Source organism: Sphingobium limneticum (genome assembly GCF_008710155.1).
Classification (GTDB): Bacteria; Pseudomonadota; Alphaproteobacteria; order Sphingomonadales; family Sphingomonadaceae; genus Sphingobium; species Sphingobium limneticum.
This window is the reverse complement of record NZ_VYPZ01000005.1, coordinates 123,867-144,352: the sequence shown is the minus strand read 5'-3', so window position 1 is coordinate 144,352 and position 20,486 is coordinate 123,867. Positions and strand designations below refer to the sequence as shown.

Below are 20,486 nucleotides of genomic sequence, written 5' to 3'. Positions count from 1 at the left end.
GTAACGAACTTCACGGACCCTGATGACGTCTTAGCGGGCGGCATAAAAAAATATCGAAGGAGACACCCATGAAACTGTCCCGGACCTTGGTGATGGCCACGGCGATCATCGCATTGGCCGCCTGTTCGAAGAAGCCGCCGGCCGAACTGCCCCCCGCCCCCGGCGGCACCGGCGGCACGACGGCCCCCACCGGCCCGGTCGGTTCGGGTGGTCCGGTCAAGGGCAGCCAGGAAGATTTCCTGGCGTCGGTCGCGGCCGACCGCATCTTCTTTGGCCTGGACCAATATGATGTCGATGCCGAGGATCAGGCGACCTTGCAGAGCCAGGCGGCCTGGCTGCGCCAGAATCCGTCGGTGCGCGTGACGATCGAGGGGCATGCCGACGAACGCGGCACCCGCGATTATAATATCGCTCTGGGCGAGCGCCGCGCCAATGCGGCCAAGAACTATCTCGCCTCGCTGGGGATCGATCCGGGCCGGCTGACCACCGTCAGCTACGGCAAGGAACGGCCGGCGGCGCTGGGGTCGGACGAAGCCAGCTGGGCGCAGAATCGCCGCGCGGTGACCGTCACCATCCAATATTGATCGTTTGATCGAGGCATAGAAAAGGCCCGCCGGTTCGCGCGACCGGCGGGCCTTTTTCTTGGCGGTGGACGGCCGGCAAAGGAACGGGCGGCGCTTAACTTCGCACAGTTCCCCCCAAGGTTGAAATATTAGAAGCGCAGTTGGACATAATCTATCAATCGCGCGTCCCTGTTTCCGGCATTCTATCATGGGCGATCGCAGATAGGACAGATCATCGACGATCTAATCCCATCCCATGATTTTAACCCGCTGTAAAAGCGGCTAGGCATGGCCGATGCAGAAGAGCGAGCCGAAGAAGAAACCGCCCACGATCAAGGAAGTCGCCGCCCATGCGGGCGTGTCGATCATGACCGCATCACGCGCGGTCAACGGCAAGGCGCTGGTCAGCGCCAAGGCGAGGCGGGCGGTGGATCTGGCGGTTAAGGCGCTGGGCTATGTCCCCAATGCGTCGGCGCGGGCATTGGCGGGAAGTGCGGACCGGCGGGTCGCCCTGCTCCACAGCCATTCGACCACGTCCGCCTATCTGGGCGAATTGCTGCTCGGCGCGATGAGCGAAGCGCCGCAGCGGCACCTGCATCTGGTGGTCGAGCAATGCGCGCCGGGCGCCTTTGCCGCCGAAATCGTCGAGCAGGTGGCACAGGCCCATGTCGCGGGCGTGATCCTGCCGCCGCCGCTGTGCGACTGGGCGGAACTGGTCGAGGGGCTGCGTGCGCGCGACATCGCCATCGTGGCCATCGCCACCGATCAGGATGTGCCCGACATGCTGAGCGTGAGCACCGACGACCGCCATGCCGCCTATGACCTGACCCGGCACCTGATCGAACTGGGGCATAAGAGGATCGGCTTTATCGAGGGCAATCCGCGCCACCGGTCGAGCGCGCGGCGATTGCAGGGCTATAAGGATGCGCTGGTGCATCATGCGCTGGACCTGGACGAGGCGCTGATCGTGCCGGGGGATTTCAGTTACCGGTCGGGGCTGGATGCGGCGGAGCGGTTGATGGCGCTGGACGAGCGGCCGACGGCGATCTTCGCCTGCAACGACGATATGGCGGCCGCCGCGATCACGGTGGCGCATCAGCGCAAGGTCAATGTGCCGGCCGAGATCAGCATTTGCGGGTTCGACGATACGCCGCTGGCCAGCGCGATCTGGCCGGCGCTGACCACCATTCGCCAGCCGATCCGCGACATGAGCCGGGAAGCGATCGGCCTGCTGGCGATGCGGTTCCGCAGCCAGGATGAGGGCGCGGACGGAGTGATCGGCAAGGTGAAGCTGGATTATCAGCTGATCCGTCGCCAGTCGGATGCGGTGCCGGCGCGGCATTGATGGATTAGAGAAACCCCATCTGCCGCAGCCAGGCTTCGCACAGGCGGGGCCAGAGCGATACCGGCAGGTCCGGCGTATCGAGCGCGAAGCCGTGCGGGGCGTCGGCAAAGATGTGGAGTTCCGGACTGGCGCCCGCTGCCGTGAGCGCGTCGTGCAAGCGGTGGGCGTTGGCGACCGGCACGACCGGATCGTTGCCGGCATAGACGATGAAGGTCGGCGGTGGGTCGGGCAGAAGCTGCGCGTCGGGCTGAAGCGCGTCGTAGAGCGCCTGTTTCTCCAGCGGCGGCAAGGGCGGCTTGTCCGCGATGATCGTGCGCCCCTTCGCATTGGTGGAGATGGGGGCGTAGCCGATCACGACTATGTCGGGCCGTTGTGGGGCCGCCTTACCCCATTCGGCCGGATAGTCGGCGATCAGGCAGGCGGCGAGATGACCGCCCGAGGAGAGGCCGACGACGCCCAGTCCTTCCGGCGCGAGGGCGCTGGCGCGTATCATCCGCATCGCCGCCAGTGCGTCATCCAGCGGCGCGGAGGGGCTGGTGCCTGCATGCGGGAAGCGGTGGATGAGGACGAAGGCGTGATAGCCGAGCGCGGTCAGCCAGCGCGCGACCTGCACCCCCTCCCGCCCCGCCATCAGCGCGGTATAGCCGCCGCCGCCCAGGATCAGCATCGCGCGGCCGTTGGGCGTTTCGGGCGCATAGCCGAGCAGGACCGGGCGATCGACGGCGGTCACGACGGCCTTTTCGGGGGCCTGTTCGGGCATCGCCGCTTCATCCGCCAGCATGAAGGCGCCCGTGGCCGCACCGTGCAGCGGCCAGACCAGATCAGCCCCCAGCATCAGGCGAGCCGGTTGCCGTAGCCGATGATGATGGTGGCCAGGATCAGCAGGCCGACCCCGCTCCATACCATGCGGCGAATGGCGGGGGCGGCGTCCTTCCATTCGCGGAAGGCGAAGCCCCATAATGTGCCGAATATGATGATCGAGGCCATGTGCAGCGTCCAGCTGGAAAAGCCGAAGCGGCCCATCTGGCTTTCGCCCATGGTGTAGAAGAAGAATTGGAAATACCAGGCGGTGCCGGCGAGCGCGCAGAGCAGGAAATTGGGGAGCAGCTTGGGGCGCTGACCCGATGCGTCGGGGGCGCCGACCCATTGGCCCGCCGATTTGTTCTTCACGATCAGCCAGCCGCACCAGAGCGAATTGGTGATGAGGCCGCCGAACATGACGAGGCAGAGGGTCGGCAGGCCGGTCCAGAGCGGGCCGGTGCCCGCGGCGGCGGACAGCGCCTTGACCGGCTCGCCCGCCGCCAGACCGAAGGCGAAGCAGCTGGACATGATGCCGGAGAAGATGGCGACGGCGATGCCCTTCCTGAAATCGAATTCGGCGACGGCGGCGGCTTTTTGCGCTGACGACAGCGCTTCATCCTTGCGGGCGCCGGCGCGGGCGACGACGACGATGCCCAGCACCGTGACGGCGAGGCCGAGGAGGACGATCTGGCCGTGCAGCGTGCCGGCGATTTCCGTCATGAAGCTGCCGTCGAATATGGGCGGGATCAGGGTTCCGAAGACGGTACAAAGGCCCAGCACTACCGCCATGCCGAGCGAGAGGCCGAGATAGCGCATCGTCAGGCCATAGGTCAGGCCGCCAAAGCCCCAGAGGATGCCGAAGAAGACGCACCAGCCGACTACCGAGGACGGCAGCTGGGCCATCACGCCCATCAGGTCGTTGGTCTGGACCGAGGCGAAGAACCAGGGGGCGGCGACCCAGGAGAAGAGGCCGCCGGTGATCCAGAAAATCTCCCAATTCCAGCGTTTGACGCCGCGAAAGGGGACATAGAAGCTGGCCGAGGCGAAGCCGCCCAGCCAGTGGAAGAGGACGCCGAGCAGGGGATTTCCGATCATAGGTCCAGTCCCAGACGATAGAGGCGGTTGGCGTTGCCGGCGAAGAGGGCGAGGCGGTCGGCTTCCGGGAAATCCGCGACGATGGCGTGATAGGATTCCATATAGCGGTCGATCGGGCCGAACAGCTTGTCGGTCGGCGTGTCGCTGGCGAAGGCGCAGCGGTCGATGCCGAACAGGTCGATGGTTTCGCGGACCAGCGGTTCGATCGTCTCACGAGTCCAGTCGCGGCGGATGAAGCCCATGCCGGACAGTTTCACCGCGACATGGGGGAGCGCGGCGAGCGCCTTCATGCCCCGGCGCCAGTCATCGAGGCCATCGGCGTCGGTCAGGACCGGCATGCCCATATGGTTGATGATGACCGGAATGTCGGGATGGCGTTCGATCAGCGGGGTAAGGCCCGGCATCTGGCCCGGATAGCATTGCAGGTCGAAGGAGAGGCCATGTTTGGCGAGAAGCGCATAGCCGGCCTGCCATATCGGATCGACGGTCAGGTCGACCGGGCCATAGGTGCGCTTTGGATCGGGATGCCAGTTGACGATATGGCGGATGCCCTTGACGCGATGGTGCGCCGCCTGCGCGGCCAGAAGCGCGTCTACATCGGGGTCGTTCAGCGCGGCGAAGGCGACGAGGCCGGTGGGGAGGCCCTCGATCTGGGCAAGGCCATCGAGCCACTGGGTTTCGCGCAACGCGCTGTCCGCAGCGGCGCCGGCATCGACATGGACGGCGCCTACGACGTTCCAGCGGGCGAGGTCGGCGCGATATTCCGGTACGCCATAGTCATGGGCGATGGGTTCGACGCTGCCGTTCGGCCCTTCGTCCGAGAAGGGCGGGCTGAGCCAGTCGTAGCGGATATGGTGCAAGTCCCACAGATGGATATGGGCATCGACAAAGGGCAGGTCAGCCATCAAATCTCCCCTGCGGACAGCCCGGTCTTCGGCCGGATATACCGCTTTTCAAAAACATGCCGTTCGTCCCGAGTAGGGGCTGAGCTTGTCGAAGCCCCGTATCGACGGACTGTCTGAGCGATCCTTCGATACGCCATTTCGACTTCGCTCAATGACTACTCAGGACGAACGGTTGTTGCGCATTAGAAGGTCGTGCGGCCGCCCGACGTGTCGAAGGTGGACGCGGTGGTGAAGCTGCATTCCTCGCTGGCCATGAAGCAGACCATGGCGGCCGATTCTTCGATCAGGCCAAGGCGGCCCATCGGGATTTTCGAACGCATATAATCGACCTGGCTCTGCGGAAGTTGCGCCAGGATCGGGCTTTCGAAGGTCGCGGGGGTCAGCGCGTTGGCGATGACGCCCTTGCCGGCCAGTTCCTTGCCTAGGCTCTTGGTGAAGCCGATCACGCCTGCCTTGCTGGCGCTATAGGCGCTGGCGTTGGGATTGCCTTCCTTGCCTGCGACCGAGGCGAGATTGACGATCCGGCCATAGCCATTGTCGAGCAGGAAGGGCGCGACTTCGCGGTTGCAGTAGAAGAGGCCGTTGAGGTTGATGTCGATCACCCGCTGGAAGCTGTCCACCGGATAGTCCCACACCGTGGCCGTGGCACCGGTGATACCGGCCGAGCAGATCAGGATATCGACCTTGCCCAGCGCCGCGGCCGTTTCCTTCGCGGCGGCGGCGACGGCGGCATAGTCGCTGACGTCCAGCGCCACGACATGGGCGGCGCCGACCTCTTCCTTCGTGACGGCGAGCGCTTCGGGATTGAGATCCCAGAGCGCCACCTGCCCGCCTTCGGCGACGATGCGCGCGGCGACCTGCTTGCCAAGGCCCGACGCGCCGCCGGTGATGATCGCGTTGCGGCCCGCGAAACGGCCGGCATAGACGCTCATCCCAACACCTCGTCACCTAGGTGACGCCATTCCGCCACGGCCTGCGTCTGGACGCCCAGCTTTTCGATGCCCAGTTCCATGACGTCGCCGGCCTTCAGGTAAATGGCTTCTGGCTTCTTGCCTTCCCCCACGCCCGGCGGCGTGCCGGTGATCATCAGGTCGCCGGGGTAGAGAGTGATATATTCGCTGACATAAGAAATGAGCTGGGCGACGTTGAAGATCATCGTCTTCGTGTTGCCGGTCTGCATCCGTTCGCCATTGATGTTGAGATACATGTCGAGATTCTGCGGATCGCCGACTTCATCGGGCGTCACCAGCCAGGGACCGACCGGGCAGAAAGTGTCATGGCCCTTGCCCTTGGACCATTGGGTGCCGCGCTGCTTCTGGTTGAAGCGTTCCGACACGTCATTGACGAGGGTGTAGCCCGCGACCTTCGACAGGGCATCTTCTTCGCTGACGAAGCGGCAGGTTTGCCCGATGATGACGCCCAGTTCGACTTCCCAGTCGCCATGGGTGCTGTTCTTGGGCAGCACGACTTCGTCATTGGGACCGTTCAGCGAAGACAGCGCCTTCATGAACATCATCGGTTCGGTCGGGATCGGCAGATTCGATTCGATCGCATGATCTTCATAATTGAGGCCGATGGCGACGATCTTGCCGATGCCCTTGACCGGCACGCCATAGCGCGGTTCGCCTTCGACGATCGGCAGCGAGGCGATGTCGGCGGCCTGCGCAGTGGCGATAGTGGCGACGGTCAGTTCGGGGACAATGCCGGACAGGTCGCGGATGTTACCGTCGCTGTCGATGACGCCGGGCTTTTCCTGGCCACGCTGGCCGAAACGAACGAATTTCATGGGAGGTTTCTCTCTTCAGGCAATCAGTGGGTGTAAGGGCGGTGCATCGCGATGTCGGGGTTGAGGTCGACACCGAAGCCCGGCTTGTCGAGCGCGCTCACCTTCATCCGGCCATTTTCCGGCACCGGCTCACCCAGCAATTGCGGATGGAACATAGGCACCACTTCCGTTGGTCCGGGATGCATCATCAGGAATTCGGCGAAGGGCGAATTGTGGCGGGTGATGACGAAATGATAGCTGTAGACGGACGAGCCATGCGGCACGACCATCTTGCCATGGGCGTCGGCCAGCGCGCTGATCTTGAGCAATTCGGTCACGCCCCCGCACCAGCCGACATCGGGCTGGATGATGTCGCAGCAGTCCATTTCCAGCAGCATGCGGAAGCCCCAGCGGGTCGCCTCATGCTCGCCGGTGGTAACCAGCATGCCCTTGGGCACGTTGCGCTTGAGCTGTTGATAGCCCCAATAATCGTCGGGGCTGATCGCCTCCTCGATCCATTTGAGGCCAAGCTCATGCGCGGCGATGGCGAGGCGAGTGGCATAATCGACGTCGAGCGCCATCCAGCAATCCCACATCAGCCAGAAATCCTCGCCCACCTTCGCGCGCATGTCGGCCAGTTCGGCGATATTCTTCTTCAGGCCCTCGACGCCTTCGGCCGGGCCGTGATGCAGCGCCATCTTGCCGCCGATGAAGCCGAATTCCTTCGCCTTGTCGGGCCGCGCGCCGGTGGCGTAGAATTGCAGTTCGTCGCGCACCGCGCCGCCCAGCAGATGATAGACCGGTTCCTGCCGCAGCTTGCCCAGCAAGTCCCAGAGCGCCAGATCGACGCCGGAAATGGCGTTGATGACCAGCCCCTTGCGCCCATAATATTGGGTCGAGAAATACATCTGGTCCCAGATTTTCTCATAATCCGTCGGCGCGCGCCCTTCGAGGAAGCGGGCGAGATGCTTTTCCACGATATAGGCGGCCGGTTCGCCGCCGGTGGTCACGGCGAAACCGACGGTGCCGTCCTCCGCCTCGATCTCCACCACCAGCGTGCCGAGCACGTTGATGCCGAAGCTTTGGCGCGACTGGCGATATTCGGGATATTTCGACATAGGCGTCGCGATATGGTCGTCGATCCAGTGGCCTTCGCCCTGGTCATGATAGTCGGCACCACCGCCGCGCACGGTGAAAGCGCGGACATGCTTGATCTTCGGCAACGTCACGATCGGCACGCGAAAACTCCCTCAACCCAGCCCGCGTTCAACATGTGGGAACGGCAGGCAAAAACCTTCACAATATGATAGGTGCCGCGGGGAGCGGGACCAGAGTGTCAGTTTGGCAGGACCGGAAGAATCAGGTCGGCCTCTCCTTCACCCTTGTTTTTCTCATTTTGTGGGATAGAGTGTTATTAGATGAGACAGAAAACGTCAAACCCAGAATCGGATGGGTCGGAAAATTTGGCGCGAGAGGATAAGGCTGCCGCGAAAGCGGGCGGGTCGCAGACGCTGCACCGTGGGCTGGACCTGCTCGACCAGGTGATCGACGGGCCGATCAAGCTGGCCGACCTGTCCGAACGGATGGGCCTGACCCGGTCGACCACCCATCGGCTGGCCAATGCGATGGTGGAGCGGGGTTTCCTGACCTTCCTGCCGCGCGAAGGCTATCAGTTGGGGCCGAAACTGTTGCAGCTGGGATTTCTGGCGCAGAGTCAGGCGGACGTGGTGCAGATCGCCCGGCCGCATCTGGAAATGCTGGCCGCCGCCAGCGAGGATGTGGTGCATCTGGGGCGGCTGGATGGCGAACAAGCCCTTTATCTCGACAAGATACCCGGCCGCCGTCGCGTGGAAATTTCCAGCCGGATCGGCGACCGCCATCCGCTGACCTCCACCGGCCTTGGCAAGGCGTTGTTGCTGGACGACCCCGAGCCGGTGTGGCGCCGGATGTTCGACGCGGAATATGAAGCTGGCACCCATGCCGCCGATTATGGCGTGTGGCTGGAGCGGATGCGCAGCTATGTCGGCGAAGGCCGCGCCTTCGACCTGGAGGAGAATGAGGACCAGATACGCTGCGTCGCCGCGCCCATCCGCGATGCGTCCGGCGCGATCGTCGCCGCGATCAGCCTGTCGAGCGCCGCCCAATATATGGACGACGAGCGGATGCAGGATTTGAGCACCGCCGTTCGCGAGACGGCGCAGAAGATCAGCGGCGACCTGGGCTGGACCCCCGGCGTCAAATCCCCCCGCCGCCCGGTGCGGCGATAGATATCATCTGAAGGAAGAGCGATCCCATGAAGCTGCTTGAAGGCAAGACCGTCCTCGTCACCGGCGCATCGACCGGCATCGGCCGCGCCGCCGCGATCGGCGCCGCCCAGCATGGCGCCGACGTCGTCATCAACTATGCGAACAGCGATGGGCCGGCGGCCAGCTGCGTCGCGGAGATCGAGGCGCTGGGCCAGCGCGCCATCGCGGTGAAGGGCGATGTCGCCGATCCGCAGACGGCGCAGGATTTCGTGGCCAAGGCGGTGGACGCCTTCGGCAAGGTCGACGTCATGGTGAGCAATGCGGGCATCTGCCCCTTCCACGCCTTCCTCGACATGCCGGTCGATGTGGTGGAGCGGACCTTCAAGGTGAACCTGCACGGCGCCTATTTCATGGTGCAGGCCGCCGCGCAGCAGATGGTCAAGCAAGGCCATGGCGGGTCGATCGTGGCCGTGTCGTCCATCTCCGCGCTGGTCGGCGGGGAATATCAGACCCATTATACCCCGACCAAGGCGGGCGTGCATTCGCTGATGCAGTCCACGGCCATTGCTCTGGGCAAATATGGCATCCGCTGCAACAGCGTGCTGCCCGGCACCATCCTGACCGAGATCAACAAGGATGATCTGGCCGATGTCGAGAAGCGCCAATATATGGAGGCGCGCACGCCGCTCGGCCGTCTGGGCCAGCCGGAGGATCTGGCCGGGCCGATCGTGTTTCTGGCGTCGGATATGGCCGCCTATGTCACCGGCGCCGCGCTGCTGGTCGATGGCGGCATGTATGTGAACCTGCAATAAGGGCGACACGACAACCGGAGAGGAACCCATCGCCGATGACTTCGATCGATCGCCGCACCTTGCTGGCCGGCACCATAGCGAGCGCGGCCATGGCCGGGCCGGCGCTGGGCCAGACGGTCAAGACCGGCCCCTTCCCCCTGCCCCAGGGGTTCGAGCGCTTTCCGATCTGGCCGGGCAAGGCGCCGGGCGGCGAGCAGGTGACCGTGCAGGAGGTGGAGACGCTGCGCCGGCCCGATAGCGGACCGGACGATGGCGTCTTCGCCCATGTGGTGACGCCGACCCTGACGTTGCTGCGGCCCGCAAAGCCCAATGGCGCGGCGATATTGCTGATCCCCGGCGGCGGTTACAGCCGGGTCGCCATCGGCCATGAGGGCTATAATGTGGCACGGCGGCTGGCGGCGGCGGGCTATGCCTGTTTCTCGCTGCTCTATCGCCTGCCCGCCGACGGTTGGGCGGCAGGCGCGGAGGCGCCGTTGCAGGATGCGCAGCGCGCCTTGCGGCTGGTTCGGGCGCTGGCGCCACGCGAGCGATATGATGCGAACAGGGTGGGCGTGATGGGCTTTTCGGCGGGCGGGCATCTGGCCGCCTGGCTCACCAGCCGTATGCCGGTCGAAAGTTACAAGCCGGTCGATTCCGCCGATCGGGAACCGATCAAGGCCGCCGTTGCCGCCTATATCTATCCGGTGATCCAGATGGAGGGACCGTTCGTCCATGCCGGGTCGCGCACGCAATTGCTGGGCGAGACGCCGTCGCCCGAGCGCATGCGCGACTATTCGCTGGATCAGGATGTCAGCGCGGAGACGCCGCCGGTCTTCCTGGCGCATGCGATAGACGACCCCGCCGTGCCGGTGGACAACAGCCTGGCGATGCTGGCGTCGCTGCGCGCGCGGGGCATAGCGGTCGAATGCCATCTGTTCGAAAATGGCGGTCATGGCTTTGGCCTGGTCGCCCCGCCCGCCGCACCGGCCCCCTGGCCGGACCTGTTCCTCGATTTCGCGAAACGCCATGGATTATGACACGTAAAGTCGCCCTGTTCGTCACCTGCCTTGTCGACCTGATGCGGCCGCGCATCGGCTTTGCCGCGATCCGCGCGCTGGAGGCGGCGGGGTGCGAGGTGGTGGTGCCGGAAGGGCAGACCTGCTGCGGTCAGCCTGCGCTGAACAGCGGCGACCGGGACCATGCGGTGGCGCTGGCCAAGCAGACGATCGCGGCGCTGGAACCCTATGAGGCGGTCGTGGTGCCGTCGGGGTCGTGCGCGGGGACGATCCGCTGCCATTATCCCGAATTGTTCGAACATGATGCGGCATGGCTGCCGCGCGCGCACGCGGTGGCGGGCAAGACGTTCGAGATCATGGCCTATCTGGACGAAGTCTGCGGCTGGCGGCCTGAGGGCGTGAGTCTGGACGCCAAGGCGACCTATCATGACAGCTGTTCGGGCCTGCGCGAACTGGGGATCAAGGCACAGCCGCGCCGGTTGCTGAAAAGCGTGGAGGGGCTGCGTCTCGCGCCATTGCAGGGCGAGGAGACATGTTGCGGCTTTGGCGGCACATTTTGCGTCAAATATCCGTCCATTTCCAATGCGATCGTCGGCGAAAAAGCCGATGCCATCGACGCGACGGGGGCGGACCTGCTGCTGGCGGCCGATCTGGGCTGTTTGATGAACATGGCGGGGAAGCTGAACCGAAAGGGCAGCAAGGTGCGCGCTTTCCACGCGATCGAGCTGATCGCCGGCATGGGCGACGGCCCGGCGATCGGGGAAGAGGCATGAGCGGCTTTACCGATCGCGTCGATCTGGCGTTGGCCGATCGGATATTGAAGGTCGCGGTCGAGCGGACCGCCGGCACGGCCGAGGCCAAGCGCGCGGTGGCGGTGGACGCCTTTCCCGATTTCGAGGCGGCGCGGGACCGGGCGGCGGCGATCAAGGACCATGTCGTCGCGCATCTGGGCGCCTATTTGGAGCAGTTCGAGGCCAAGGCCATCGCGGCCGGGGCCAAGGTGCATTGGGCCAGCACGGCGGACGAGGCGTGCCGAATCGTCATCGACATCTGCAAGGCGGCGGGCGCCAAGAGCGTGGCGCGGTCCAAATCGATGCTGGGCGAAGAGATCGGCCTGCCCCATGCGCTGGCCGAAGCGGGGATCGGGCGGGTCGAGACGGATCTGGCCGAACATATCATCCAGCTGGCCGACGAACGGCCCTCGCACATCATCTGGCCCGCCATGCACAAGACGCGCGAGCAGGTGTCGGCGCTGTTCAAGGCGAAGCATCGCAGCCCGCATGAGGAAGAGACGATCGCCGCCATGGCGGAAAGCGCGCGGCGGGAATTGCGCACGCAGATGCTGGGCGCCGACGTCGGCATATCGGGCGCCAATTTCCTGATCGCGGATACAGGCGCGGTCTGCACCGTCACCAATGAGGGCAATGCCGAATTGTCGCTGGTGCCGCCCCGCGTCCATATCGTGACGGCGGGGATCGAGAAGATCGTGCCGAGCATGCCGCACGCCATCCATATGCTGCGGATGCTGGCGCGATCGGCCACCGGGGCGACGCTGACCCAATATACGACCTTCTATACCGGGCCGAAGCGGGCGGATGATCGCGACGGGCCGGAGGAGATGCACATCGTGCTGGTCGACAATGGCCGCACGAAGATGCGCGAAGAGGGGCTGGCGGAGATGCTGCGCTGCATCCGTTGCGGCGCGTGCATGAATCATTGCGTCGTGTTTCGGCAGATTGGCGGCCATGCCTATGGCGGTACCTATCCGGGGCCGATGGGCGCGGTGCTGACGCCCGTGTTCGACGGGCTGAAGCAAAGCCGCGAACTGGCGAGCGCCTGTACATTGAACGGCAAGTGTCAGGAAGTGTGCCCGGTGCGCATCCCCCTGCCCACGCTGCTGCGCGGGTGGCGCGAGAAGAGCTGGCGCGAGGGGCTGGAGCCGACGTCGATGCGCTGGGGGCTGGGGATTTGGGCCTGGGTGGCGCGGCGGCCGGCACTGTATCGATTCGGCACCGGCGTTGCGGTGCGGGTGATGCAGATTTTGGGGAAAAAGGGCTGGATCAGCCGTCTGCCGCTGGCGGGCGGATGGACCCGCTATCGCGACATGCCCAAGCCTGCGCCGCAGACCTTCATGAACCAATATAAGAAGGGGCGCCGCACATGAGCGCGCGGGACGCCATTCTGGCCAAGCTGAAGGGCGCGGCGCCGGACAAGGCGGCGGCCGACGCGCTGCTGATCGCGCCGGAGCGGCCGGCGGTGGATACAGGCGCGCTGGAGGCGGAATTTCTGGCCCGGCTGGCGCTCCCCAGCGTCAGCGCCAGCCATGATGCGATCGACACGGTCGCCGACCTGCCGGCCGCGGTCGCGCGCTATCTGGCGGCGCAGGGCGAGCCGCATACCCTGTGCCTGCCGCGCGATCCGCGCCTGAGCGCATGCGACTGGAGCGGTTTCACCCTGCATGAGGCTGCCGCGCCGGACGAGGTTGCCACGCTGGCGATCGCAAGGCTGGGGATCGCCGAAACCGGTTCACTGGTGTTCGAGACGGCACCGCAGGCGCCGATGCTGCCCAATTTCCTGGCGCTGCATCATATCGTGCTGCTGGCGGTGGAGGATATCGCCGCGCATCTGGAGGATGCCCCATTAGTCGGCGCGCAACCCCGCGCCCATTATTGGATCACCGGCGTGTCGGGGACCACGGATATCGAGGGCACCTATGTGCGCGGCGCCCATGGGCCGCGATTCCTGCACGTCATCCTGCTGCGCGGCGCTGTGGGCTGAGCGTCAGGGCGCGCAATGGCGCGTCACGTCGGGCGGCAGGATAGCGCGCAGACGCTGGCGCACCACATCGGACCATATGGCGTAGCCATGGGCATTCATATGGACGCCGTCGGGCTGATAATTGTCGCCCAGCTTGCCGTCGGCGAAGAGCGGCGTGGTGATGTCGCCATAATAGGCGCTGCGCATATGGGGCAGGAAATGCTGCGCCGCCGCGTTGAACAGCCGTTGTTCGCCCAGAAAGGCGGCGCGGCCGGGGCTGGGCTTGGCCGACAGCAGCAGCACCGGCACATCGGGCAGCAACCGGTCGCGCAGGTCGAACAGCTGGGCCATTTGCCGCATCACGGTGCGCACCGGCACGCCGCTGGCGATGTCATTTTCACCCACATAGAGGATCAGCGCACGCGGACGCCCTTCACCGGGTTTGATATTGGCGAAACGGGGCAGGATGTCGGTCAGCACCGCGCCGTTGATGCCCCGATTTTCCGTCGCCCATGGCGCCATGTCCTTTTCCAGACTGGTCCAGCGATGGATGGACGAGCTGCCCACGAACCAGAGCGCACAATCGCCCTTTGCCACGCCCGCTTCGGGCAGGGCCGCGTGGGATTCGCGATAGCGGCCATAGAGGCGCCAGCCGACGATGATGACCGCGAAGACAAGCAGGGCCATGAGCAATTTGGCCAAAGGCGAAGCGTCGATACGGCTCAATACAGCAATTCCCTGGCTCATGTCGGTCCGCGATTCAGGACATTAGGCGCTTAACCAAGATTTTTTAAAGCTTCCTAAAGGGGAATTGTGCCAAAAACCCGGTGGGACTGGGGGGTATCTTGGGGAAGAATCCGTCGATCGACCTCTTGAAGGGGGTCTTGATCCTGCTCGTGATGGTGGGACATGCCATGGAACTGGCCCATGCGCAGCATCTGGCGCTGTGGATCGGGTCGGGATTCCGCATGCCGTTGATGATCGGCATATCGGGCTATCTGCTCAATATCGAGCGGCTGCGCAGCGAGACACGGGATCATTTCTTCGGCCGCTATGGCGAGCGCATGCTGTTGCCCTGGCTGGTGGCGGCGATCGTCTATATGCTGGTGAGCGGCTGGCCTTTGTCGTGGCGCACGCCCATCGACCTGCTGCTGCGACCGCCCTTTCACCTCTGGTATATACCGGTGCTCTTCTTCCTGATTCTGGTTGCGCGCGCGGTACCGTTGCGACCGATTTGGCTGGTATGGATCGGCGTGCCGTTCAGCCTGTCGATCATGTACAGTTTCGGCCCGAATCTTGGCCCGATCGGGTCGACCCTGCTGTCGCCCGACGGCCGCTATCTCCGCTATTCGGTCTATTTCTTCTTCGGCATGCTGATGGCTGAACGGGGGTTGCCGACCCGCTATCTGGGCGTCGCGCTGCTGACGGCGGGGCTGGGCATGGGATGGTGGTCGGAGCTGGAGCATGACCCCAATATCTTCGCCTTCGTCCCCGCGCGGCTGCTGATGTGCCTCAGCCTCATCGCGTTGCTGCCGCGCTTTGCGGCGCTGCGCCTGTCCTTCGCCCCGATCAACCATATCGGGCGGGACAGCCTGTTCTTCTATCTATGGCATCCGCTGGTGATGGGGCTGATCATGGCCACCGGCATCGGTCCGGCATCGACGCTGGCGCTGTCCGTGCCGCTTCTGTTCGGGCTGGGCCGGCTGTCGGCCGCCCATAAGGGGGTGCGGCGCTGGATCGGCAGCGTGCCGCCGATCCGCCGGCGTAGCGAGGACGCGCCGCTGGAACCCGAGCCGCAGCCCGCTTAAATCTTGCCGTATTTCGCTTCGAACCCGGCAATGTCGCCGGCGGCGAGATATTTCGCCTGATCGACCCACTGGTCGCGGACCGGGCGGCCCTTGAAAGTGCCGAGCTTCGTATCGATCGCGGCGATGTCCACATCTGTCCAGCCGGCGATCTGCGCATAGCGGGTCACGCCAAGGTCGATCAGCAGCGTCTTGAGCTTGGGCCCGACGCCCTTGAGGCGCAGCAGGTCGTCCTGTCCGTCCTCCTCAACGGCGGCGACGGCCGGGGAAGCGGAAGTCGGTTCGGGTTTTGGGGCCGGCTCCGGCGTTGGTGCGACCGGAGCAGGCGCGGGTTCGGGCGCCGTTTCGACAACGGGCTGAACGACAGGATCCACCGCCGCGGCCGGTTCGACCACGATCGGAGCCGGGGGCGGGGCCGACGCGACCGGTGCGGCGATGATCGGATCGACATAGGGCAACGGCGTGGGCGGCGTGACCGGCGACGTCGCCGGCTCTGCGGTAGCCTCCGGCTCGATCGGCTGCTCCGCCTTGCGCCGGCCCGACAGAAGGAAGACGAGCGCGATGACGACCAGCAGGCCGACCAGCAGCCACAGTCCATAGTCCATGAAGAATTCCTGCATCGCGCGTCTCTCCCCTGCAAAAATGCTATACGCTATTTAAGGACGGTTTCCCTCGCGCCGCAAGGGTTTCAGCCTTTTTCCGCTTCGCGCGCGACCTCACGCCAGCCGATATCGCGGCGGCAGAAGCCGGTCGGGAAGTCGATCGCGTCCACCGCCGCATAGGCGGCGGCCTGCGCCGCGCCGACCGTGTCGCCGGTGGCGGTGACGTTCAGCACGCGCCCGCCATTGGCGACCAGCACGCCGTCCTTGTCCGCGGTGCCGGCGTGGAAAACCTTGGCCCCTGTCTGCTGCGCCGCATCGATTCCGGCGATTGCGCCGCCCTTTTCGGGCGTGCCCGGATAGTTGTTGGCGGCCATGACGATGGTGAGTGCGGCACGGTCGGCCAGCTGGACCGGCCCCTGATCGGCGAGCTTGCCCTGCGCCACGGCGAGCAGCAGATCGACCAGATCGCCGTCGAAGCGGGTCATCAGCACCTGACATTCGGGGTCGCCGAACCGGGCATTATATTCGATCAGCTTGGGCCCTTCGGCGGTCAGCATGAGGCCCGCATAAAGCACGCCGCTATAGGGCATGCCTTCGGCCGCCATGGTATCGACGGTCGGCCTGATGATTGTTTCGATCACCTGGGCCTCCAGTTCGGGCGTCAGCACGCGGGCCGGGCTGTAGGCGCCCATGCCGCCGGTATTGGGGCCGGTGTCGCCATCGCCCACACGCTTGTGATCCTGCGCAGAGCCGAAAGGCAGGATCGCGCTGCCGTCCGTCAGCGCGAAGAAGCTGGCTTCCTCGCCGGTCATATATTCTTCGAGGACGACTTCCTCGCCGGCTGCGCCGAACGCGCCGGAGAACATGGTGTCGAGCGCCTCGACCGCTTCGTCGCGCGTTTCGGCGATGATGACGCCCTTGCCAGCGGCAAGCCCATCCGCCTTGATGACGACCGGCAGCGCGAAATCATCGAGCGCGGCGAGGGCGCCGTCCTTGCTGGTGACGCGCAGATAGGCAGCGGTGGGGATGTTGGCGCGCTGGCACAGATCCTTGGTAAAGCCCTTCGACCCTTCCAGTTGCGCCGCTTTCTTGTTGGGGCCGAAGACCGGCACGCCCATGGTGCGCAGATTGTCGGCCAGGCCGTCGACGAGCGGCGCTTCCGGCCCGATCACCACCAGGGCGATCGAATGGCGGATGCAGAAATCCAGCACGGTACGATGATCCGTCGCGTCGAGGTCGACCAATGTGGCATGCTCGGCTATGCCCGGATTGCCCGGCGCGGCGAAGAGCGTATCGAGCCGGGGCGATTGCGCCAGTTTCCATGCCAGCGCATGTTCGCGGCCGCCGCCGCCAAGCAGAAGGATGTTCATGTCGCCCATGTCCCCGGAATTTGATGCCTATGACAGTTCGGGCCGCCTGTTAGCGGAGGAACGCGCGGGGGACAACGCGCCGCCGCTGTCGGTCAGCGAATTGTCGGGCCTGTTGAAGCGCACGGTCGAGGACCGGTTCGGCCATGTGCGGCTGCGCGGTGAGATTTCCGGGTTCAAGCGGGCGGCGTCGGGGCACCTCTATCTGGCGCTGAAGGACGAGAATGCCGTGCTGGACGGGGTGATGTGGAAGGGCGGCGCGCAGCGGCTGGCCTTTTCGCCACAGGACGGCGTGGAGGTGATCGCGACCGGCAAGCTGACCACCTATCCGGGCCGATCCAAATATCAGATCGTCATCGAGAAGATGGAGCTGGCCGGCGAAGGCGCGCTGATGGCGTTGCTGGAGAAATTGAAGGCCAAGCTGGCGGGCGAAGGCTTGTTCGCGGCGGAACGCAAGAAGCCCCTGCCCTTCCTGCCGCGCACGATCGGCGTCGTGACGTCGCCCACGGGCGCGGTGATCCGCGACATTCTCCATCGGCTGGCCGATCGCTGCCCGACCAATGTGCTGGTCTGGCCGGTATTGGTGCAGGGTCAGGGCGCGGCCGAGCAGGTGGCGCGCGCCGTGCGCGGGTTCAGTGCGATGGACGGCAGCGGGCCGGTGCCTCGGCCGGACCTGGTGATCGTGGCGCGCGGCGGCGGGTCGATCGAGGATCTGTGGAGCTTCAACGAGGAGATCGTGGTGCGGGCGGTGGCCGACTGCACGATTCCGACCATCTCCGCCGTGGGGCATGAAACCGATACGACGCTGTGCGACTATGCCGCCGACCGGCGTGCCCCCACGCCCACCGCCGCCGCCGAAATGGCCGTGCCGGTGCGGGCGGAATTACTGGCTGGGCTGGCGGAAATGGGCCTGCGGGCCGGGCGCGCTGTCCGGCGCGGGGCGGGTCAGGCGCGCGAACGGCTGGACATGCAGGTGCGGCTGATGCCGACGCCGGACACGTTGCTGGCGCCGCAGCGGCAGAAGCTGGATCAATTGTCCGACGGGCTGGTGAGCGGGCTGCGCCACCGGCTGGCCGATGCACGGGCGTATCTGGGGCAGGCGGGCGGCGCGCTGCGGCCGGCTTTGTTGCAGCAATATGTGGTGCGCGCGGGCGAACGGTTGGACCGGTTGCAGTTGCGGCCGGACTATCTGCAACGCGCCTTGTCGGAACGGGCCGTCGCCTTCGACCGGGTGTCGCGCCATTTCGCTTCGCTCGATCCCGACCGGCCGTTGCAGAAGGGCTATGCCCGCGTGATGGCGCAGGGCCGGTTGGTGCAATCGGTCACGGCGGCACAGGCGGCCGGCGCCGTGACGCTGCATTTCAAGGACGGTACGGTGAACGCCGCGATCGGCGATGCGCAACTTGAGTCGCAGGCCCCGGCCGCTCTATCCTCCCCACCCCGGCCCGCTCGCAAGGCGCGCGAGGCCGGCGACAAACAGCAGCAGGATCTGTTTTCCTGATGCTGCGCAAAGAGGCCTGACTGATGTTGATGTCCAATCACGACCGGATCGCCCGGCTCCATTATATGCCCTACAGTTTCCGTGTGTTGCAGGCGGGCGACCATGTCGTCTGCGCCGTGACCGGGGAGAAGGTCGCGCTGCAGGATCTGCGCTACTGGAGCATCGCGCGACAGGAACCCTATGCCAGCGCCGACGCGTCGGTGCAGGCGGAATTGAAGGCGCGCGGACCGCGATGAGGCGGATCGGCATCGCGCTGCTGCTGGCCTGCGCCGGAACGGCCGTGGCCCAGCCGGTCGCGCGTCCGGCGGCGGCGGGCGCGGACTTCCAGTTGAACGGAACGGCGACGCAGGGCGGCATGATGACGGGCATTGCGCCGGTCGGGACGGTCGCACTGAAGCTGGACGATCAACTGGTGCCGGTCGATGCCGACGGCCGATTCCTGATCGCCTTCGACCGGGATGCCGCGCCGACCGCGCGGCTTACCGCCCGGCTGCCCGATGCACGGACGGTCGAGCGCAGCCTGACCGTCGCCTCGCGCGCCTGGCGGATCGAGCGAATCGACGCGCCGATGCGGCCGACCAAGAGCACGGAAGCCTTTCTGGCGCTGCGCAAGCCCGAACTCGACGCGTTTGCAGCCGCGCGCGATGTGGTGACCGACGCGCAGGGCTGGCGGCAACGCTTCATCTGGCCACGGATCGGGCGGATATCCGGCCTGTTCGGATCGCAGCGCATCTATCAGGGCACGGCCGGCGCCTATCATGGCGGCGTGGATGTGGCGGGCGCGACCGGTGTGCCGGTGGTGGCGCCGGCCGATGGGGTGGTGATATTGGCAGCCGCGGACAAGCCCTTCACGCTGGAAGGGCATTTGCTGATGATCGACCATGGCCACGGCCTCAACAGCGCCTTCCTGCATCTGTCGCGGATCGACGTGAAGCCGGGCGACCATGTGACCCAGGGCCAGAAAATCGGCGCGATCGGTGCCACCGGGCGCGCGACCGGGCCGCATCTGCACTGGGCCATGAAGTGGAACGACGCCCGGATCGACCCGCTGCTGATCGCCGGGCCGATGCCGAACGGGTTGTAAAGAGGGCTGCCGCCGTCAGCTGACCCGTTTCATGCGGACCGCGCGGCCCCCTTCGACCTTGCCAATGAAACTACCCATTGAGGCACGTTTCAATTCGATCTTCTGCCCCACCTTGGGGTCGCGCCCGGTGACCGGCTCGGTCGTCATCCACTGCGCACCGTCTTCCAGACCGATCTGCCACTTGCCATAGCCAAGGCTGCGCGCGGAGGCGATCACGGCATCGATCTGGCTGAAGCCTTCTTCCTGCGGCTTGTCGCCGTCATCATCGTCTCCACCGCCCAGGAAAGGCAGTTTGGGGAAGGAGAAGCCGAAGAGGGTCTTGCGCGTCTTGCTCAGTTCGCTCTTGTCGAGCACCACCACCTCGTCACGCTGCGCCGCCGCGTCCATGGCGCCGACCTGCCGATCGAAACAGGCCAGACGCGCCACATTGTCCGTAATCGCACGGCATTGGAGCAGGTTGGTGAAAATTTCCGGACGGGGCTGTTGCTGTTTTGGCGCAGCCTGCGCCGGCCCCGCCAACACGCCAAGGGACAGCATCCATAACCAACTGCGTTTGCCGTTCATTTCCGCTCTTCCCTTCCCGAACCGTCCGATGCCCGTTAGCATGCACCCGTCTGAGATGACGTCAATATGACAGCCCTGCGCAATTTTGGCAGGTCCGGCCGCCATAATCGGTCGATCTTCACGCGCGACGGTGCATGATTGCTTCACCTTGCTGTAGCTTCATGTAATTATCTTGCAATACAACCGTAAAACAGGCGCTTCCCGCGCTTGTTGCATTTATGATACAGCCGCCTTCAAAAGCGGCTTTCTTCCTTTTCCCCCGCTTTACAGCGCCCTGTA

At 65.2% G+C, this 20,486-nt stretch carries 22 protein-coding genes; 12 read left to right on the top strand and 10 right to left on the bottom strand.

Annotated elements, in window-relative coordinates; genetic code table 11:
- The first annotated feature begins 68 nt into the window (after positions 1-68).
- Together pal and F4U94_RS08405 are read left to right on the top strand one after the other, a co-directional pair.
- Complete coding sequence (gene pal, locus F4U94_RS08410) at positions 69-584, top strand: peptidoglycan-associated lipoprotein Pal (RefSeq protein WP_120251288.1); 516 nt, start codon at positions 69-71, stop codon at positions 582-584.
- A gap of 274 nt (positions 585-858) precedes the next feature.
- Complete coding sequence (locus tag F4U94_RS08405; RefSeq protein WP_120251289.1) at positions 859-1,908, top strand: LacI family DNA-binding transcriptional regulator; 1,050 nt, start codon at positions 859-861, stop codon at positions 1,906-1,908.
- 4 nt (positions 1,909-1,912) lie between these two features.
- On the opposite strand, the gene F4U94_RS08400 is transcribed toward F4U94_RS08405, so the two are convergent.
- The 6 genes from F4U94_RS08400 to rhmD form a co-directional block, all read right to left on the bottom strand.
- Entirely contained in the window at positions 1,913-2,743 is an 831-nt protein-coding gene (locus F4U94_RS08400) for an alpha/beta hydrolase (protein ID WP_120251290.1), read from the bottom strand.
- Positions 2,743-3,804 carry an L-rhamnose/proton symporter RhaT gene (rhaT, locus tag F4U94_RS08395; RefSeq protein WP_120251291.1) on the bottom strand — a complete coding sequence of 354 codons (1,062 nt, stop codon included), beginning with the start codon at positions 3,802-3,804 and terminating at the stop codon, positions 2,743-2,745. The genes F4U94_RS08400 and rhaT overlap by 1 nt, the downstream gene beginning before the upstream one ends.
- Positions 3,801-4,709: an amidohydrolase family protein gene (locus tag F4U94_RS08390; protein WP_120251292.1), complete on the bottom strand. Its 909-nt coding sequence runs from the start codon at positions 4,707-4,709 to the stop codon at positions 3,801-3,803. Before F4U94_RS08390 ends, rhaT begins: the two co-directional genes overlap by 4 nt.
- Positions 4,710-4,891: 182 nt before the next feature.
- Positions 4,892-5,641 (bottom strand): SDR family NAD(P)-dependent oxidoreductase, encoded by a 750-nt coding sequence (locus F4U94_RS08385; protein ID WP_120251293.1) that lies wholly within the window; start codon positions 5,639-5,641, stop codon positions 4,892-4,894.
- Positions 5,638-6,495 (bottom strand): 2,4-didehydro-3-deoxy-L-rhamnonate hydrolase, encoded by an 858-nt coding sequence (locus F4U94_RS08380; RefSeq protein WP_120251294.1) that lies wholly within the window; start codon positions 6,493-6,495, stop codon positions 5,638-5,640. The genes F4U94_RS08385 and F4U94_RS08380 overlap by 4 nt, the downstream gene beginning before the upstream one ends.
- 23 nt (positions 6,496-6,518) lie before the next feature.
- Entirely contained in the window at positions 6,519-7,703 is a 1,185-nt protein-coding gene (rhmD, locus tag F4U94_RS08375; protein WP_120252233.1) for an L-rhamnonate dehydratase, read from the bottom strand.
- Positions 7,704-7,892: 189 nt separating this feature from the next.
- Here rhmD and F4U94_RS08370 point away from each other — a divergent pair, with 189 nt between their 5' ends.
- Genes F4U94_RS08370 through F4U94_RS08345 form a run of 6 tightly spaced genes read left to right on the top strand, consistent with a single transcriptional unit; the run spans position 7,893 to position 13,305 of the window.
- Positions 7,893-8,741, top strand: a complete 849-nt coding sequence (locus tag F4U94_RS08370; protein WP_120251295.1) for an IclR family transcriptional regulator — start codon at positions 7,893-7,895, stop codon at positions 8,739-8,741.
- A 26-nt stretch (positions 8,742-8,767) separates the two neighbouring features.
- Positions 8,768-9,532, top strand: a complete 765-nt coding sequence (gene lra1 / locus F4U94_RS08365) for an L-rhamnose 1-dehydrogenase Lra1 (protein ID WP_120251296.1) — start codon at positions 8,768-8,770, stop codon at positions 9,530-9,532.
- Positions 9,533-9,567: 35 nt separating this feature from the next.
- Positions 9,568-10,548 (top strand): alpha/beta hydrolase, encoded by a 981-nt coding sequence (locus tag F4U94_RS08360; RefSeq protein WP_120251297.1) that lies wholly within the window; start codon positions 9,568-9,570, stop codon positions 10,546-10,548.
- On the top strand, positions 10,542-11,300 hold the full coding sequence (locus F4U94_RS08355; RefSeq protein WP_120252234.1) for a (Fe-S)-binding protein: 759 nt from the start codon (positions 10,542-10,544) through the stop codon (positions 11,298-11,300). Before F4U94_RS08360 ends, F4U94_RS08355 begins: the two co-directional genes overlap by 7 nt.
- A complete protein-coding gene (locus F4U94_RS08350) occupies positions 11,297-12,691 on the top strand; it encodes a lactate utilization protein B (protein ID WP_120251298.1) in 1,395 nt (464 codons plus the stop codon). Before F4U94_RS08355 ends, F4U94_RS08350 begins: the two co-directional genes overlap by 4 nt.
- On the top strand, positions 12,688-13,305 hold the full coding sequence (locus F4U94_RS08345) for a LutC/YkgG family protein (RefSeq protein ID WP_120251299.1): 618 nt from the start codon (positions 12,688-12,690) through the stop codon (positions 13,303-13,305). Before F4U94_RS08350 ends, F4U94_RS08345 begins: the two co-directional genes overlap by 4 nt.
- 3 nt (positions 13,306-13,308) lie before the next feature.
- On the opposite strand, the gene F4U94_RS08340 is transcribed toward F4U94_RS08345, so the two are convergent.
- Entirely contained in the window at positions 13,309-13,971 is a 663-nt protein-coding gene (locus tag F4U94_RS08340) for a GDSL-type esterase/lipase family protein (RefSeq protein WP_249042035.1), read from the bottom strand.
- A 140-nt stretch (positions 13,972-14,111) separates the two neighbouring features.
- Between F4U94_RS08340 and F4U94_RS08335 the strand changes: the two genes are divergently transcribed.
- Positions 14,112-15,092, top strand: coding sequence for an acyltransferase family protein (locus F4U94_RS08335; RefSeq protein WP_427772543.1), 981 nt, complete (start codon positions 14,112-14,114; stop codon positions 15,090-15,092).
- Here the strand turns inward: F4U94_RS08335 and F4U94_RS08330 are convergent.
- The gene (locus tag F4U94_RS08330) at positions 15,089-15,709 is read right to left on the bottom strand and encodes a hypothetical protein (RefSeq protein WP_120251301.1); all 621 of its coding nucleotides are present in this window, start codon (positions 15,707-15,709) and stop codon (positions 15,089-15,091) included. The genes F4U94_RS08335 and F4U94_RS08330 overlap by 4 nt on opposite strands.
- A 68-nt stretch (positions 15,710-15,777) precedes the next feature.
- The gene (purD, locus tag F4U94_RS08325) at positions 15,778-17,061 is read right to left on the bottom strand and encodes a phosphoribosylamine--glycine ligase (protein WP_120252236.1); all 1,284 of its coding nucleotides are present in this window, start codon (positions 17,059-17,061) and stop codon (positions 15,778-15,780) included.
- 7 nt (positions 17,062-17,068) lie between these two features.
- Between purD and xseA the strand changes: the two genes are divergently transcribed.
- The 3 genes from xseA to F4U94_RS08310 are packed head-to-tail and all read left to right on the top strand — an operon-like array spanning position 17,069 to position 19,643.
- Positions 17,069-18,559, top strand: coding sequence for an exodeoxyribonuclease VII large subunit (gene xseA, locus F4U94_RS08320; protein WP_120251302.1), 1,491 nt, complete (start codon positions 17,069-17,071; stop codon positions 18,557-18,559).
- A 23-nt stretch (positions 18,560-18,582) separates the two neighbouring features.
- Positions 18,583-18,795: a DUF2093 domain-containing protein gene (locus tag F4U94_RS08315; protein WP_120251303.1), complete on the top strand. Its 213-nt coding sequence runs from the start codon at positions 18,583-18,585 to the stop codon at positions 18,793-18,795.
- Entirely contained in the window at positions 18,792-19,643 is an 852-nt protein-coding gene (locus tag F4U94_RS08310) for a M23 family metallopeptidase (protein ID WP_120251304.1), read from the top strand. Before F4U94_RS08315 ends, F4U94_RS08310 begins: the two co-directional genes overlap by 4 nt.
- Before the next feature lie 15 nt (positions 19,644-19,658).
- On the opposite strand, the gene F4U94_RS08305 is transcribed toward F4U94_RS08310, so the two are convergent.
- Positions 19,659-20,207 (bottom strand): hypothetical protein, encoded by a 549-nt coding sequence (locus tag F4U94_RS08305; RefSeq protein ID WP_120251305.1) that lies wholly within the window; start codon positions 20,205-20,207, stop codon positions 19,659-19,661.
- Between the last annotated feature and the right edge of the window lie 279 nt (positions 20,208-20,486).

What these genes read in the sequence shown, in the direction of transcription:
- F4U94_RS08400 (WP_120251290.1), bottom strand. Translation starts at nt 2,743, where the DNA reads ATGCTGGGGGCTGATCTGGTCTGGCCGCTGCACGGTGCGGCCACGGGC.
- F4U94_RS08350 (WP_120251298.1), top strand. Translation starts at nt 11,297, where the DNA reads ATGAGCGGCTTTACCGATCGCGTCGATCTGGCGTTGGCCGATCGGATA.
- pal (WP_120251288.1), top strand. Translation starts at nt 69, where the DNA reads ATGAAACTGTCCCGGACCTTGGTGATGGCCACGGCGATCATCGCATTG.
- F4U94_RS08385 (WP_120251293.1), bottom strand. Translation starts at nt 5,641, where the DNA reads ATGAGCGTCTATGCCGGCCGTTTCGCGGGCCGCAACGCGATCATCACC.
- F4U94_RS08330 (WP_120251301.1), bottom strand. Translation starts at nt 15,709, where the DNA reads ATGCAGGAATTCTTCATGGACTATGGACTGTGGCTGCTGGTCGGCCTG.
- rhaT (WP_120251291.1), bottom strand. Translation starts at nt 3,804, where the DNA reads ATGATCGGAAATCCCCTGCTCGGCGTCCTCTTCCACTGGCTGGGCGGC.
- F4U94_RS08360 (WP_120251297.1), top strand. Translation starts at nt 9,568, where the DNA reads ATGACTTCGATCGATCGCCGCACCTTGCTGGCCGGCACCATAGCGAGC.
- purD (WP_120252236.1), bottom strand. Translation starts at nt 17,061, where the DNA reads ATGAACATCCTTCTGCTTGGCGGCGGCGGCCGCGAACATGCGCTGGCA.
- F4U94_RS08370 (WP_120251295.1), top strand. Translation starts at nt 7,893, where the DNA reads ATGAGACAGAAAACGTCAAACCCAGAATCGGATGGGTCGGAAAATTTG.
- F4U94_RS08310 (WP_120251304.1), top strand. Translation starts at nt 18,792, where the DNA reads ATGAGGCGGATCGGCATCGCGCTGCTGCTGGCCTGCGCCGGAACGGCC.
- F4U94_RS08345 (WP_120251299.1), top strand. Translation starts at nt 12,688, where the DNA reads ATGAGCGCGCGGGACGCCATTCTGGCCAAGCTGAAGGGCGCGGCGCCG.
- F4U94_RS08380 (WP_120251294.1), bottom strand. Translation starts at nt 6,495, where the DNA reads ATGAAATTCGTTCGTTTCGGCCAGCGTGGCCAGGAAAAGCCCGGCGTC.
- F4U94_RS08340 (WP_249042035.1), bottom strand. Translation starts at nt 13,971, where the DNA reads ATGGCCCTGCTTGTCTTCGCGGTCATCATCGTCGGCTGGCGCCTCTAT.
- F4U94_RS08390 (WP_120251292.1), bottom strand. Translation starts at nt 4,709, where the DNA reads ATGGCTGACCTGCCCTTTGTCGATGCCCATATCCATCTGTGGGACTTG.
- F4U94_RS08315 (WP_120251303.1), top strand. Translation starts at nt 18,583, where the DNA reads ATGTTGATGTCCAATCACGACCGGATCGCCCGGCTCCATTATATGCCC.
- F4U94_RS08405 (WP_120251289.1), top strand. Translation starts at nt 859, where the DNA reads ATGCAGAAGAGCGAGCCGAAGAAGAAACCGCCCACGATCAAGGAAGTC.
- xseA (WP_120251302.1), top strand. Translation starts at nt 17,069, where the DNA reads ATGTCCCCGGAATTTGATGCCTATGACAGTTCGGGCCGCCTGTTAGCG.
- F4U94_RS08305 (WP_120251305.1), bottom strand. Translation starts at nt 20,207, where the DNA reads ATGAACGGCAAACGCAGTTGGTTATGGATGCTGTCCCTTGGCGTGTTG.
- lra1 (WP_120251296.1), top strand. Translation starts at nt 8,768, where the DNA reads ATGAAGCTGCTTGAAGGCAAGACCGTCCTCGTCACCGGCGCATCGACC.